The organism is Methanospirillum hungatei (assembly GCF_020216685.1).
In the GTDB taxonomy this organism is placed as follows: domain Archaea; phylum Halobacteriota; class Methanomicrobia; order Methanomicrobiales; family Methanospirillaceae; genus Methanospirillum; species Methanospirillum hungatei_B.
Window position 1 is genome coordinate 1 of sequence record NZ_JAIWNS010000134.1, and the last position, 14,556, is coordinate 14,556.

Genomic DNA, 14,556 nt, shown 5'->3' on the forward strand with positions numbered 1-14,556 from the left:
CGGAGATGATGGTCTCAAACTCCCGCTCCTTCATGGCAACAAGGGCTTCGTTCACGCCGGTTGCGATGGTTACGCGAAAATCACCGGTCCGTTCGAGAAAAATCTTCCCTAAATCCAGGAGGTCAGGTTCATCATCGACATATAAAACGGAGATCTGATCAGTCATGTATCTTCTCCATAGCGCCATTTCCCGAAAGGAACGGTGATCTCAAACCGTACACCCTGCTGGTATGTTCCACACTCACGAATAAAAAGACCGGTAATGGAAAGGATTTCACGAGCAAGAAAGAGACCGATGCCGGTATGCTTCCCAAATCCGTGTTCAAAGATCATCTCCTTATCTTCTCCGACAATGCCAATCCCGTCATCTTCATAGACAATAATGCAATCTCCATTCCTCCTCTCTGCCCTCACATGAATCTGTGTTACCCGCTCTCCATGCCGTATTGAATTTTCAAGGAGCGTAGTAAAGACTTTCCGAATGATGGGATCCGTAAATATCTCAAGGTTTTGTGGTATTTCGTTATAAAACACAATACCCGGATATTCTGCCTCTTCATAAGCCGAATCCACAATCGATTGTATGGCCAGCCACCCTGTTCCATCTATTCCGAAATTCTCATATTCACGGGTAAAGCTGATTATCTTTTCTATCTGTTCCCCAGCGATCCGGGCATTTTGCACATATTCATGTATCTTTTCAGGATCAGAAGCTTTTAGTGCCAGGTTGTGAAACATATCCACTGCTGATATCTTATTATAGATATCATGTCTGGTGAGACTGGTTAAAAGGCGGAGTTTCACGTTTGACTGACGAAGGGCCTCTTCATTATACCGTTCTTCTGTAATATCACGGATAATTGCCAGGACCTCACGGGGTGCTGATCTGATAAGCCGTGCCTCAAACCAGAGCTTTTTATCCTGAATATCAAGGAAATACTCAAAGAACTGCATCTTTCCGGTCATGAGCGCCTTCTGAATGGCTGAAAGACCCCTGGTTGCAACTGGTTTTGGGAGAAGGTCATGAAGTGATTTTCCGATCAGTTCCTCTTCCGGAACGAATAAAAGAGCAGGATCATTCACATGACAGGTCAGATATACGCCGTTCTCATCTAATGTAAACAGAATATCCGGAATCGCACTCACAATAGCCCGGAACCGTTCTTCATTCTGTTTGAGTACGACTTCTGCTTCTTTTTGCCTGGTAACATCCCTTGCAGACCCGACCGTTCCGATCATCTCGCCCTTTGGATTTAAGAACGGGGCTTTATGCACATCCAGGTAGAGGAACTTTCCTTTCACATTGCCATACTCATCAAACTGTCTGGGTTCTCCTGCATCCATGGTAATCTGATCCGTATCACGGCAGATATCTCCAAAGGTGTGCCATTCAGGGTTTTCAGGATGTTCTCTTTTCTCACGTTCAGCAAAGAACAGGTCAGTCTTCCCAATCGGTTCAGAGGGATCACGGGCGTTCAGAAGGTCTTCGCAGAGGGCCTTGTTTGCAAATAAATACTTCTTCTCCAAATCTTTTGCCCATATCATATCCGGAACCGTATCGCACATCATCCGGATCATGGATGAAAAGGAACGATACCGCTCTTCCCGCTCGTTTAAGGCTTTTTGAACCTGCCAGGCCTGTGTAATATCATCGCACCCCCCAAACAGCCTGATGACTCCGGGCTGGCCCTCACTTTCTTCACACCTGGTCTTGCAGGATATCCGGATCCTATCACCATTTTTATGCCTGACCCAGAGTTCACAGGTTTCAGACTGACCAGGAACAAGGCCTGTTACGTACTGATCAAATACAGGGAGATCCTCATCTATAACAATTGCCCGCCAGCATTGCATCTCTTTAAGTTCATCGATGGTGTAGCCGGTTATTTGTTCGACCGCTCCGGCCATCCAGTCAATGTGAAACATCCCGTCAGGATACCGGACACAGGAGAATGCAAAGTCTGACATCAGTGATGAGATCTGCCGGTATCTCTCCTCATTCTGAAGTAATATCTCTTCAGCATGCTTTCTTCCTGATATGTCAACTGCCATCTCCAGTCTGACCAGTCGTCCGTTCGTCCAGGGGATTGCACGTGCATGGCATTCATACCACCGGCCATCAATGGGATTTTTCCGTTCCCATACATGCGTCCCGAGTGGGCCTTTTGAATCGGTGAGTTGCCGGTTTGTACAGAATGAACAGGGAGAAGTCTGACCTTTTTGCAATACTTCATAGCAGGGTTTTCCGACCATATCTCCAAAAAGGTCTTTTGCTTTCTGGTTTTCGTATATCAGTTCATGGCTCTCTAAATCGACTACATAAATAACGATATCAAGGGTTTCAAAGACCAGTATCAGCTCTTCAATGCCGATGCCATAAAGACCGGGTCCGGGAGAGACAGAGGAGAGGCTCACAGGAGGTGTAATGACAGGGCAGCTCTCATCCAGACGGATATCATGATGTTTCTGAAGATATTGGAGAATGGACTCAGATTCATTCCACCGCCGGTCCAGCTGAGTGACCATGGAATCTATCTGGCTGACCTGCTTTACAATCATCTCCCTGATCTCTTTCTCCGGAATGAGTTCTGCATACCCGGTAATGACCGCAAGGGGGTTTCTGATCCCGTAGTTGAGTATCGCCTGCTGGGCAAAATTGACTTTAATCTGTTTTATCGCAGCATCCTTCTCCTCTTCAAGACAAAGTTTCTCTGTGATATCAAGACCCTGGGCAATGGTTGCAACAATCGTCCCCCCGCCGGTTGAGGAGATGGGAGATGAGTTCCAGAGTATAATTCGGACACTCCCGTCACGGTGCCGTACCGGGATTTTTATCATATCCCATCGCTCTCCCATGAGTGCCATCTTCATAAGACAGGTCCACTGGTCCTGATCCGGTGGATGGAAGATGACAGATAAGTCCTTTCCGATCAGGTCACAGGCCTGATATCCGGTAAGTATCTCACAGGCCCGGTTCACCCGGGTGATATGCAATTCAGGGTCCCAGACGATTATCGGACCACTGGCATTGGTTATCAGGTTTTCAAGATACTCATTTGTCTTTCGCAGATCTTCCTCAACCGATGCACGGGCTATTGCAGTCCCGATGGCATTGGCGAGCAGCGTCTCCTTCTCTCCCTTGTTCCATTCATATTCTGTTCTGCAGTTGTCAAATCCGATAAATCCCCAGAACTTCTCATCTACAATGATGGGGACAAGGAGGATGGAGATGATCCCCTGGGCAGTAAGGATCTCCCGTTCACTCTCCGGATGGTTTTTTACCAGCCCTGATACCACCTTCCCTCTATGCAGCAGATCATATGAGTAGGGGGCAACGGTCTGAAATGGCATGTTCTGCAGATCCGGGTTATCGAGCTGTGAATCAATCCCCGTGTTCGTCCATTCAAACCGCTGACTTACCAGGAGCTCATGGGTTTTTGGATCGGTATGGGACACAAAGATATTGACCCGGTCCTGATTCGTGACTGGGCCGATGATGTCAAGGACTTTCTGTAATGCACGGTTTACCTGCCGTTCCTTTAAGAGGAGCCAGGTGCATTTTGCGATTGTGGCAAGTAACTGATTCTGCGTGAGATGAGCGACAGGAGAATTTCTCCGGTCCAAAACATAGGAGATTGCGTTACGGAGCAGAGGAAACTGAAGACGGGGGTCTTCTCCTTTCTTTAGGTAGTACTCCGTTCCTGATTCCAGGGCAAGACGGGCTGCCTGTTCCTCATCGTGTCCGGAGAAGATGATAACCGGCGGTGAGGAGTTAAATCTGTGTAATATGGCAAGAAACTGCAGGGCATCCATATCAGGCAGATCAAAATCTGCAATAATGGCGTCATATGATTCCTGCTGGATCTGTATCAGGGCTTGTGCTGCAGAACGGGATGTATGGACGGTATACTCTCCGGTATCCTCAAGATAGAAATAGAGGGCCTCCAGCAGGGTCGGGTCATCATCCACTAGGAGTAATTGAATCATAATGACTATCGAATGTGTTGTCTCTGACAACTCCGTCGCATGCTACAGATAAAAATATTGTTATTTACGCCGGACTATACGCGGATATCTATCTGCCGGATTCCTTCTTTTTAAATCGTTTGGCATATAGAGTCCTGATGAAATCCGGTAATGGCTCTTTCCATTGCTCCTGTTTGTTTGGTGCATATGATCCGAATTTCCCAGGGTTCAGACCAAGTTCTTTTGCCATCCGGATATGCTCATCGCTGAGTCTGTATCGCTTTTTCGCGTCAATCCATGCTTCTTCCTGTGACAATGTTTTTTAAAATTTTCGACATGTTGAGACCTTACCAACGTGGTGGTAAACCAGGTATGACTGGTGTAATGAGGTCGAATATGATCAATCTCTGCGTCAGCATAATTAAAGTGATTATATTTCATTATGTGAAGAATTCTTTATGTTCAGTTCTTATGATGGCACCTGAAAACTCGCCGACAATGACTCAAATAAGGCCAAGTGAATGATGAAGGCTCTCAAAGTAGTAAATTGGCAGCAGATGATGAGAAGAAATGAACTTTCTTTTGGGTTAGGGAAAAATAACGGGTTTTGATTGTTTTTTGTCCGGAAGATTCTCTCTGACCGGTATTTCAATCCATGAGACCGGAATTTTTTGATCCAAAGGCAGGTATGAGATTCTGATCCCTGTTGGTTCGCTTTGTATGAATACCCCGTAATCCTTGTTCTGCATAAAGGGATCAGGAAATATTCATATAAAATTTTTTGAATTTCTGAAATGACTGATAGATCACTATATTAATCTAATGGTTCATCTGTCTCCTGCTTATGTAAAGATAGTTGCAGAGGATTTCAGAGATATTTATAAAGACAGCAATATTATGGCTCCATCAATTTTTCGAGTAATGTAAAAAACATTTCAGAATCACGCTGTTGGTCTGGTCTTTCCCATTAGATGAGGACGTACGCAGATAGAGCTATTTGTTCATTTATCTAGATAGTTTTCTGATATAGGTACTATAATCATATTTCCTACCATGTAAGTCAAGTCACTGGTTGTGTAAATCCTATAGATTATTCTTTAAAAGAAGCCTGAATAAACACAGAAAATGAGAGTGAGAATGAGTGTGTGACATCACTTGAATTTCAGACAGAACCATGGGAGTCAGGAAATAGAATATGTTCTTAAGAATTTTCCTGTTCACATATCAATTCAGAATCATGCAATTCGGTCACGCCAAGATAATCGCATCCCCAGGCACATAATGCATTCAGAATTGGAATAACTGATTTTCCTAACTCAGATAGTTGGTACTCGACTTTTGGAGGAATTTCTGGATATACTGTTCTGATAATGACCCCATCCTTTTCAAGTTCTCTCAATTGTTTGGTCAGCATCTTTGAATTTACTACAGGAATTATCTGGTTGATCTCAGAAAAGCGAAGTTTCCCATCCTTAAGGTACCAAAGGATAAGTGGCTTCCATTTTCCGCCTAAAATATCGAGGGCAGCCTCCACCGGGCAGTAATATGATTTTCCATTTTTTTCATACATAGTATCTTAAAGGTAAGTTAATTTCATTTTTATCAGTATGTAATATTTATTCTTTCACTAATAAAAATATACTTATCATCAGATTGTTTCTTGCAGTAAAAATGTAGATATTAATCTGATTGATGGTAATTGATATCTGGTCTGTAAAGATGTGATACCTATGAATGTTCTGATAATATATGCACACCCAAATCCATCATCTTTTAATGCAGCTCTCAAAGATGCGGCTGTGGATGCATTAAAAGCAAATGGTCATTCAGTTGATGTGTCTGACTTATATGCTATGAAATTTGACCCTGTCTTCAAAGCAGAAGACTATACTCAGAGAGTTGATAAAGATTCATTCCATTTTTATCGTGAGGCACTGCATGCCCATGAAACCGGATCCTATGCCTCCGACATTTTAGGAGAAATGAAGAAGGTTGACAGAGCTGATCTGATAATTTTTCAATTCCCAATCTGGTTCTCATCATGGCCGGCCATTATAAAAGGGTGGATTGACCGGGTTTTTCAAGCAGGATATGCATTCCGATACGATGCAATGTATGACACTGGTCTTCTCAAAGGGAAGAAAGTACTTCTGAGCATTACAACCGGAGCTCCAGAGGTTATGTATTCAAATCAAGGAAATGCCGGTGATATCTATGAGATGCTTCGAATTTTAAGTCATGTATCTTTTGAAGTTGTCGGATTAGAAGTATTGCCACCACATTTGATATTTGATGTTGCTTCGATGGATAGAGAAAGGGGTATTGCCGAGATAGAACGGTATAAAGATTTTCTTATCGCTATGGTGGCAACATGAAGATCCTCGCAATGGATACATTTCAACCTGGGGTAACTCTAGATGATGTCAGTCCTCATCTTTTGGAAGAGATGAAAGAATCATGGAAATTATATATGGATGGCTTTATTCGAGAGTGGTATTTTCGAGGAGATCAGCAGGGTGCTGTATTAATTCTGGAAGCAGATTCTATTGATGATGCTAAAATGAAAATGAATTCATTGCCATTAGTGCGTGAAAATCTAATTTCATTTACATATATACCTCTCCACCCGTTCATGGTTTTAAGCGCATTATTTGAAAAAAGTAATTAATTTAGCCCCTAAAAGGCATAAATAGTAAATAACTTTCGAATTGGGGCATAGGATTACTCCTCTCCCCTCTTCCAGACATTCGTTTGAATTACTGGAGAAAAAATCAGCAAATCATGTTCCTTCAGGAGTTGAACTCATCCGATGGATCATATTGATGACTGTTTTCTGACTGATATATCATCCATGAGGATAAATCAGTATTTGGGCCAGCAGAGAGCTAGCCCTAATATGGGTCATCTTCCTCTCTATCCTGTTTATTCCTCGGATGTCTTTATGCCCCCGATTTGAAAGGTGGAGGATTTCTCATCAGGGATCTGCCAGTACTCTTTTTTCTGGTTCAGAAAGGGATATACAAAAAACGGTGCCTCAATGAGGGCGATTATAATGCCCACCGGGATGATCAGAGAGGCAGGGATTGTTCGAGCGACGGTATCTGATATGGAGGATGAATCCCTCCCCAAAGCAGAGGAAGGCAGTACGTACCTGTTATTTCTACCTATGATTAGACGGACGATACTCGGAGATATCAGGCCCATAGACCAAATTATTCCATTAAATGCAGTACCTGCGGTGAACTGTGCCGGGATCATCATGATAATGACTCTGTTTCTTTCTAGATTGATCCCCAGCCTGTGGGCTGTTTCATCGCCTGCGGAGAGGATGGTGATATCAGAAGCCCGATAGATAGGGAAGGGCAGAGAGACCTGGATAATCAGAGTAATTATCGTGATATCATCCCATTTTGGTTTTGAGAGACGTATCATCAAGAAGACAACAGCCTGAACTTCCTGAGCCGTTCCTAGATACTGCATTTGTGGCGTTTGTATATTGAGGAGGAACATTGGCGGTACCACCCAATATAATCGATTCTGGTGTCATAACTCGCTATATTGCGAGAGAACAGACTACCATAGTTTCCAGATCGAAAAGAAAAATGTGTTGACACCCACCAGGCGTTGCCAGATTTGATACCAAACCCGAAGATTATTGAGAGTACTTCTCCCATCGCCGCTGCTGATGATATCCCAAGGGTGTACGAGTGGGCGAGAGAATTTATCAAGATCTTTGAACTGATTGTTATGAGTCGTGAATAGGAAGAATAACATATATGGCCTCAATGGCCCAAATAGGCGTTCGAGTAAGGGACAAAATCGAAGCACATATTAGGCAGCAGAGGGAGAGTACCAATCAGAAAGGTATATACTGCACCAGATATCATGACACCCACCCAGCTTCTTCATACCATCCTTCATGAACCACGACCGCTATCAGAGAGCCAGCAATCGGCAATAACAACACAATCACCGCATGTCCGGATTATTGCCGGTGCAGGGGCCGGGAAGACTGAAACACTGACACGGAAGATAGTTTCTCTGCTATTGGTTGACCATGTGGAGCCTGCCTCTATTGTTGCGTTTACGTTCACCGAGAAAGCTGCAGCGAATATGAAGAGCAGAATATATAAGCGTGTCAAGGAGCTGGGGGAGGATGCGGTATGTGCCCGGCTTGGTGAGATGTATGTCGGGACCATTCACGGATTCTGCTTTCACCTTCTTGAGGATCAGTTTGGGTATGGATCCTGGGGAATTCTGGATGAGAATCAGGAGATGGCCTTTCTGATGCGGGTCGGCTGGGAACTGAACCTGACAGGGAGTTCCAATTATACCGAGAAATGTCAGGACTTTAAGCGGAGTGTGGGCGTTGTCTACAACGAGATGCTTTCACGGGATGAAGTGAAGAAGCGTTCTCCAGATTTTTATTATTCACTTACGAAATATGAAGGATGTCTTGATGAGCACCACCGGCTGACCTTTGACCGCATGATTGCCCTTTCGGTGGAGAATCTCCGGAAGCGTCCAGAAGTCGGAGACTTTATTCAGTATCTTATTGTGGATGAGTACCAGGATATTAACCGGGCACAACAGGAACTTATTGAGATTCTTGGCCGGGGGAGTAATATTTTTGTCGTTGGTGATCCACGGCAGACGATTTACCAGTGGCGGGGATCTGATGAGCACTGTTTTGAGGAGTTTGCTGAGTATTACCAGCAGTCAGAGACGATATCCATTCCGGAGAATCGCCGGAGTGTGCAGACGATTGTGCAGGCGGCGAATTATTTTTCTGAAACGTTTGAGAAGTGCCGCAACTCTCCGATGGTGTATTCCCGATCTGACCAGGGGAAGGCCCATCTTGTGGAGTTTCCAGACAAACAAAGTGAGGCCGTCTTTATTGCAGATGAGATCATACGGCTGGTTGAGAGTGGCCAATGCAGGTATGGTGATATCGGTATTCTTCTTCGGAGTGTGAATACGAGTGGTGAGCCGTTCATTGACGTGTTTCGGGAGAAGCATATTCCCTTCATGGTCGGGGGAAAGGTGGGTCTTTTCCGCCGGGCGGAGATTGCGGCTCTTGCAAAGATTGTGGTCTGGGCTTCTCCGGATGGGTTTTTCCAGAAGTCTCGATGGGACTGGAAGAATAAGCTTGAGGGGGAGGATCTGCTCTTGTTCGGTTCACAGGAGTGGGTGGATGCAATCCCAGGTCTTTGCACGGTTGATGAGATTCTTCCCCGGCTGACTGAGTGGAAACGGCAGCTCCATGGGAAAGGGTTTGATCATGTTGCCGGGATGTACCAGGAACTCCTCTCTATTCTCGGGTTTTTACAGCTGGATCCGGATAATCCTGAACATGCGGTCATCATGGCAAATCTGGGCCGGTTCGGAGATATATTAAGCGATGTGGAAACGGCACAGAAACTCGGTGGTCACCGGGTCTCCTGGCCAGCTCTTTTAAAGACGATAACGTATTTTCTGAACCATTATGCGAACGGAGCCTATGATGAACGAATGGATGATGATCTGGCCGGTCTGAATGCGGTGAATCTGATGACCATGCATCAGTCTAAAGGGCTGGAATGGCCGGTTGTGTTCATCCCTGCTCTGGTGAACGGAAGGTTTCCCTCATCAAACACTGGAAGAGAGCAGAGGTGGCTTCTTCCCCGTGATATGTTCAATGTGTCCAGGTATGAAGGCGACGTGGAAGGGGAACGAAAGCTGATGTATGTTGCTATGACGAGGGCAAAGGAGCTGCTTGTCCTGTCATATTTTACAACATTAAACGGGAGGAAGAAGGGTGTCAGCGAATTTATTGAGGATCTGGCCGACTGTCCGGATATTGAGGTTCTCGATCCCTCTTCACATCTGCCTGATCTTTCGTTGTCACAACGTGGTGAGGATGATGAGATCCAGACGTTTGCCGCCGGCGAGCTGATTTACTATAGTAAATGTCCGTACCGGTACAGGATAAATACCATATGGGGATTTCAGCCGGGTATCAATCCATATCTTGGGTATGGGAATGCTCTCCATCATTGTATGCGGGAAGCTGCCGAACTGATGAAGGAGGGGTATGATCCGGTTACGGCGGTTGCAACCTCGGTTGAGGAGAACTTTTTCATGCCATTTGCCGATCCCGGACGTGCAGAAGGTCTGCGGGATGTGGCGATGGAGAAGCTGATTCATTTTGCCGAGGCCAGGGAGGATGATATGCTCCGGATTCGTGAGGTGGAGACAAGGATTGAGTATCCCCTGATGCAGGCAACGGTTGCAGGGAAAGTGGATGTTATTCTGCATGATAACGAAGGGATAGAGATTCGGGATTACAAGACCTCTGATACGGTGGTTACCGAGGATGATGCTTCTATGCAGATACGGCTCTATGCCCGTGGACTTACTGCAATTGGAGAGCAGGTCTGTTCAGGTTCGATTGCCTTTCTTGAGGATGCAACGGTGGTTCCGGTACCGGTGAGTGAAGAGATGCTGATAAAGGCAGAACAGATGGCAGAGAAATTAATTTCCGGAATTATGAACCGGGAGTTTTCTGCCTGCCCCGGGGATCAGTGTACGGCATGTGATTATGTGAGGATCTGCCGGTTTGTGTGATACAGGGGTGAGATATGGGGAAGATTTTCGGTTCCTCTTAAAGAGATACCAGTATCAATTCTGAACGAGGAGAGTCAAACCAGCGCTTCTAACCGGGCCATTGAATTACCCGATTTATTGAAAAATTAGTTCAATTTGTAATTGAAACAATTTCTTGTGATCATAGTGGATGCTTTTCCAACTTCAGATACAGGGGTTGTTTTTACCTTTGGTTCAAAGTGTATCCCATTATCCCCAGGGTATGGATCTTGATGGTCATGAATTCCTACAATAATATCAGTAGGGATCCCGTCTGGAAACGCATCACAACACCTCGAATGTTTATGAAAATGAATACATTCATTACATTGGATCCTATTTTTTCTGGGCTTAAGAGTGTGTTGAACTACTAATCCCATTATTCGTCCTCCAGAATGTTTAACTGTATACGAGTATCAAAAACAGGTTACCTGTAAACCTGTTTTGTCTTTATATTTTATAGGTAATTCTTTCAAATATAAACATGTATATAATACATAACTTTCTGGATTAAGCCAGATAGTTAGTTTATACAATGAAGTGCATTCATGGATCAGGCTTTAGAATATTCTACGCATGATTGATATTATTCTAAAACCTTTTTCATGGAACTATAATTAATGAGTACAGTACTGGCAATCAATACGTTGCAATGGAGGATTTACAGATGAGTGATATTCTAATCCAAATTCCTGACGATACGATTGTGGCTCTTAAGTGTTTACCGAAGGATATTGGAAATGAGATCCGGATGTTGGCAGCAGTAAAACTCTATGAAATGGGTCGTTTATCATCAGGAGCTGCTGCTCGCATGGTGGGAATTTCTCGTGTCCTGTTTCTGAGCAGACTCAAAGATTACAATGTATCAGCATTGTCATTATCTCAAAAGGAATTTATTCGTGAAGCTGAAATCCTCGAAATTAATAATCTGTAATACAACACCTCTTCTTTATCTGCATCAGATGGATCTCCTTTCCATCATCCAGAAAATTTGTGGTCGGATTGTTATTCCAAAAGCTGTTGTTGATGAGCTTAAGATAGGAGGTGAGCAGGGAGTCGATGTTCCTGATTTATTATTATATGATTGGATTGAGATTAGGGAACCCCTTGCAACTTCAGCAGTATCACTTATTCAGGATTTGGGGAGAGGTGAAACGGAAGTACTCTTACTCGCTCTCGAAACTCCTGGTTCATTGGTAATTCTTGATGATAATCTGGCCCGTGTATATGCCGAATTGAATTCTATACCAGTTATTGGAACGTGTGGGTTACTATTAAAGGCAAAATCAGATGGACTTGTTTCTTGTGTGTCTCCAATTCTTGATAAACTGGAGAATAAAGGGTTTTTCATATCACAGGAGTTTAAACAACTGGTAATACGTATGGCTCATGAATAACGCCTTGAGTTTTTTATTAATCAATAATATCATTATCACCATCGAATTCGACGGGTTTAGGATGTTGGGGTAAATATGGGCTAGTGTTCCGAACCATTCTTAAAAAATCAAGAGCCAACGAAAAAACAAAGATACCGGTAATACAGATACTATGACAACAAAAAACCTTGGAGGGATAATATGGCTACAACAATGGACGTAGTATTTGATGGTTCTGTGCTTCGGCCGATTGATGAAATAAAACTTGTTCCGGGCAAAAAATAAACTGTGATAATTGAATCTGTGGATGATGGTGAAATAAACCCGGAGAGGGATCCTGCATACAATATTGCCTCAATAGCAGTGGATACCGGCATTCAGGATCTTGCATGTGAACATGATCATTATCTCTATGGAACTGAGAAAAAAGGGCGAAGCATGAATGATCCAAGATATTCGTTGATACTGCATGTTGGATTGCGTTATTAAACCAAAAGGATTCACTTCATATATCAACCAACATACTCTATCAGGATTTGATGAAAAAAGGCTCAGTATTTGTTACTATGTCTTCAATTATTGAGGAAACCTCCAATGCTTTATCCAATCCAAAATTCAGATCGTCTTTAATACCTTTTTATCACAATATTTGTCGTTCTCCAAGAGTTACTATTTAGCATGTTGATCCTGAATTATGGGAAAAAGGATGGGGACTTTTTTTCTAAGCGAGATGATAAGAATTGGAGTTTTACTGATTGTGTGTCATTTGTAGTCATGAATGAAAGAAGTATTAAAAATGCCCTTACCAGCGATAATCATTTTATTCAGGCTGGGTTTTCTGCAATGCTGTAGAATTGATCAGGCTTTCCGGATCAATTCCGGATCGATTCCGGATCATGACCGCTGTCTGAGCAATCCAAAACAAAGAACTTACGAAGTAATGAGGAGACGAAATGATAAAACCGATGAAAGAGAACGATGAAATTTTTGAGCAGGAGATAGTGAGGTTGAGAAGTTTATCACGAAGATCCTTCCGGACCAGGTCAGTAATCTCCAATTTTTTATATATATCAAGTATTATCAATATTTATCTGATTTTAGAGGCTGTTGCATAACAAAAAATCATTTCCGCAAGAGGACAATTTCCATTCGAATGGATCCAGAATTGTTAAGGAATTTCAGTTTTTACCTCATTGTACAAACGGTTTAGAGTAATGCAACAACCCCAGAAATCGATTACAATATATCCAGGTATCTAACAGGAATCAGGAATACATCTCTGAAAATTCAGGAGAGATATAGGCTCCATGTACTGCTGCCAGATATAATCCACTTTGAGTTATTTTTATCCTGTGAAACCTCCCAACTTTCTTTTTGGTGATATATCCGGATGTTATAAGAGGTTCAAGAGTGCTTTTATTGAGCCGGGTATGATATCTCCTCTGAACCATTCTCATCTCATCCTTGTGCTTCTCTCTGAATGGAATGTCATAGCCGTATTCTCCTGACTGGATGAGATAATCCACGATCTCCCAGGTAAAGAGCCCTTCCTTTTTTCCAGCTAAAAGAGACAGTACAGTTACTTTCGTTTTATCCGGAAGTGCCAATGGAATTTTTTCAAGGTTCCATATTCTCTGTTGCTCACAGATTGAGAGACCATGGCATTCTACATCATGGGGTGAATCTGCATATTTATCTGCACGGACATAATATAGTGAAACATCATGGGCCATGGCTGCAAGTGTAGTCGCAAATGCAGTTATTCTACCACATGCAGACATATTAACTTTTATTACTGAATTCTGCTTTTTTTCATGATTAATAATTGATGCAACCTCTCTCATTACTTCTAGAGTATTGAACATATCGATCTGTTTTGTAATGACCTGAATTCCCTTTTCCGTGAGGATATCGGAAACACGACTCTCATAATGTCTTTCCCGTGCGGTCATCTGAATCTCCTCCGGACTATTGTACTTTTCCATCTGCTTCATAGTTAGGAGATACACCCGCACGGCTTTTTCTGAATCAAATGGTCGTATGGCACGATCAATCTCATACCCAAGTGGAATAATATGAACAGAATGAGGATGATTACTCTCTTTCATAGGTTTTTTATTTTATACAAATACAAAAATGTCTTTCGGTTTATCCACATATCGATTATGGCAGATAAATCCCCGTACTGACGGGGAACGATCAAATGAAAAATTCTAACACCTAATAATCAGATGGTTCATCCCTGTATTACAAGGAATTGCAGATTATGGTACTTTTAAGTAAATATTCTTTTGTTGCACCAGATGAATGTCATACGAGAATGGGCTCGTTGTTTCCAAGGGTTTAATAAAACGATATGCTTAAAGTTTAGCAGTTAAGCATTATGATAAATCAAAATAGGAGGTACTTTCTTATTTTATAGGACTTACGCAACTTGTAACTTGACTTAAATGTTTGGGAATAGGATTATCCTAACTATATGAAAAAATCATTTAGATAAATATACAAATTGCTCTATCTGTGGAAGTCCAATTTTAATAGAAACGAAGGGAATAAAAAAAAGATGGTAGTAAAGATACATGGCCACCAG

Annotated in this window: 12 protein-coding genes; 7 read left to right on the top strand and 5 right to left on the bottom strand. The window is 42.9% G+C overall.

The features are described 5' to 3' along the window. Positions 1 to 162: 162 nt before the first annotated feature. The 3 genes from LDL35_RS08600 to LDL35_RS08610 form a co-directional block, all read right to left on the bottom strand. Complete coding sequence (locus LDL35_RS08600) at positions 163 to 3,987, bottom strand: PAS domain S-box protein (protein WP_304021705.1); 3,825 nt, start codon at positions 3,985 to 3,987, stop codon at positions 163 to 165. A gap of 88 nt (positions 3,988 to 4,075) precedes the next feature. Next, positions 4,076 to 4,282 carry a hypothetical protein gene (locus LDL35_RS08605; RefSeq protein WP_304021717.1) on the bottom strand — a complete coding sequence of 69 codons (207 nt, stop codon included), beginning with the start codon at positions 4,280 to 4,282 and terminating at the stop codon, positions 4,076 to 4,078. An 885-nt stretch (positions 4,283 to 5,167) separates the two neighbouring features. Further along, complete coding sequence (locus LDL35_RS08610; protein ID WP_304021720.1) at positions 5,168 to 5,536, bottom strand: helix-turn-helix domain-containing protein; 369 nt, start codon at positions 5,534 to 5,536, stop codon at positions 5,168 to 5,170. A gap of 160 nt (positions 5,537 to 5,696) precedes the next feature. Here LDL35_RS08610 and LDL35_RS08615 point away from each other — a divergent pair, with 160 nt between their 5' ends. Then, positions 5,697 to 6,341, top strand: coding sequence for an NAD(P)H-dependent oxidoreductase (locus LDL35_RS08615; RefSeq protein ID WP_304021723.1), 645 nt, complete (start codon positions 5,697 to 5,699; stop codon positions 6,339 to 6,341). Beyond that, on the top strand, positions 6,338 to 6,634 hold the full coding sequence (locus tag LDL35_RS08620; protein WP_304021725.1) for a hypothetical protein: 297 nt from the start codon (positions 6,338 to 6,340) through the stop codon (positions 6,632 to 6,634). Before LDL35_RS08615 ends, LDL35_RS08620 begins: the two co-directional genes overlap by 4 nt. Before the next feature lie 254 nt (positions 6,635 to 6,888). Here LDL35_RS08620 and LDL35_RS08625 read toward each other — a convergent pair whose 3' ends face one another. After that, positions 6,889 to 7,476 carry an iron chelate uptake ABC transporter family permease subunit gene (locus tag LDL35_RS08625; RefSeq protein WP_369694903.1) on the bottom strand — a complete coding sequence of 196 codons (588 nt, stop codon included), beginning with the start codon at positions 7,474 to 7,476 and terminating at the stop codon, positions 6,889 to 6,891. 123 nt (positions 7,477 to 7,599) lie between these two features. Between LDL35_RS08625 and LDL35_RS08630 the strand changes: the two genes are divergently transcribed. From LDL35_RS08630 to LDL35_RS08650, 5 genes are all read left to right on the top strand, one after another. Then, positions 7,600 to 7,728 (top strand): hypothetical protein, encoded by a 129-nt coding sequence (locus LDL35_RS08630; protein WP_304021728.1) that lies wholly within the window; start codon positions 7,600 to 7,602, stop codon positions 7,726 to 7,728. A gap of 123 nt (positions 7,729 to 7,851) precedes the next feature. Continuing rightward, positions 7,852 to 10,572 carry an ATP-dependent DNA helicase gene (locus LDL35_RS08635; RefSeq protein WP_304021730.1) on the top strand — a complete coding sequence of 907 codons (2,721 nt, stop codon included), beginning with the start codon at positions 7,852 to 7,854 and terminating at the stop codon, positions 10,570 to 10,572. 685 nt (positions 10,573 to 11,257) lie between these two features. Next, positions 11,258 to 11,524, top strand: coding sequence for a UPF0175 family protein (locus LDL35_RS08640; RefSeq protein ID WP_304021733.1), 267 nt, complete (start codon positions 11,258 to 11,260; stop codon positions 11,522 to 11,524). 28 nt (positions 11,525 to 11,552) lie between these two features. After that, positions 11,553 to 11,987, top strand: a complete 435-nt coding sequence (locus tag LDL35_RS08645) for a DUF3368 domain-containing protein (RefSeq protein WP_304021736.1) — start codon at positions 11,553 to 11,555, stop codon at positions 11,985 to 11,987. 267 nt (positions 11,988 to 12,254) lie between these two features. Next, positions 12,255 to 12,455, top strand: a complete 201-nt coding sequence (locus tag LDL35_RS08650) for a hypothetical protein (protein WP_304021738.1) — start codon at positions 12,255 to 12,257, stop codon at positions 12,453 to 12,455. 776 nt (positions 12,456 to 13,231) lie between these two features. On the opposite strand, the gene LDL35_RS08655 is transcribed toward LDL35_RS08650, so the two are convergent. Further along, positions 13,232 to 14,074: a DUF6293 family protein gene (locus tag LDL35_RS08655; protein ID WP_304021741.1), complete on the bottom strand. Its 843-nt coding sequence runs from the start codon at positions 14,072 to 14,074 to the stop codon at positions 13,232 to 13,234. Positions 14,075 to 14,556 lie beyond the last annotated feature (482 nt).

Excerpts from the sequence above, each read along its gene's own strand:
- LDL35_RS08600 (WP_304021705.1), bottom strand. The coding sequence starts at position 3,987 with ATGATTCAATTACTCCTAGTGGATGATGACCCGACCCTGCTGGAGGCC.
- LDL35_RS08610 (WP_304021720.1), bottom strand. The coding sequence starts at position 5,536 with ATGTATGAAAAAAATGGAAAATCATATTACTGCCCGGTGGAGGCTGCC.
- LDL35_RS08615 (WP_304021723.1), top strand. The coding sequence starts at position 5,697 with ATGAATGTTCTGATAATATATGCACACCCAAATCCATCATCTTTTAAT.
- LDL35_RS08620 (WP_304021725.1), top strand. The coding sequence starts at position 6,338 with ATGAAGATCCTCGCAATGGATACATTTCAACCTGGGGTAACTCTAGAT.
- LDL35_RS08625 (WP_369694903.1), bottom strand. The coding sequence starts at position 7,476 with ATGTTCCTCCTCAATATACAAACGCCACAAATGCAGTATCTAGGAACG.
- LDL35_RS08635 (WP_304021730.1), top strand. The coding sequence starts at position 7,852 with ATGACACCCACCCAGCTTCTTCATACCATCCTTCATGAACCACGACCG.
- LDL35_RS08640 (WP_304021733.1), top strand. The coding sequence starts at position 11,258 with ATGAGTGATATTCTAATCCAAATTCCTGACGATACGATTGTGGCTCTT.
- LDL35_RS08645 (WP_304021736.1), top strand. The coding sequence starts at position 11,553 with ATGGATCTCCTTTCCATCATCCAGAAAATTTGTGGTCGGATTGTTATT.
- LDL35_RS08655 (WP_304021741.1), bottom strand. The coding sequence starts at position 14,074 with ATGAAAGAGAGTAATCATCCTCATTCTGTTCATATTATTCCACTTGGG.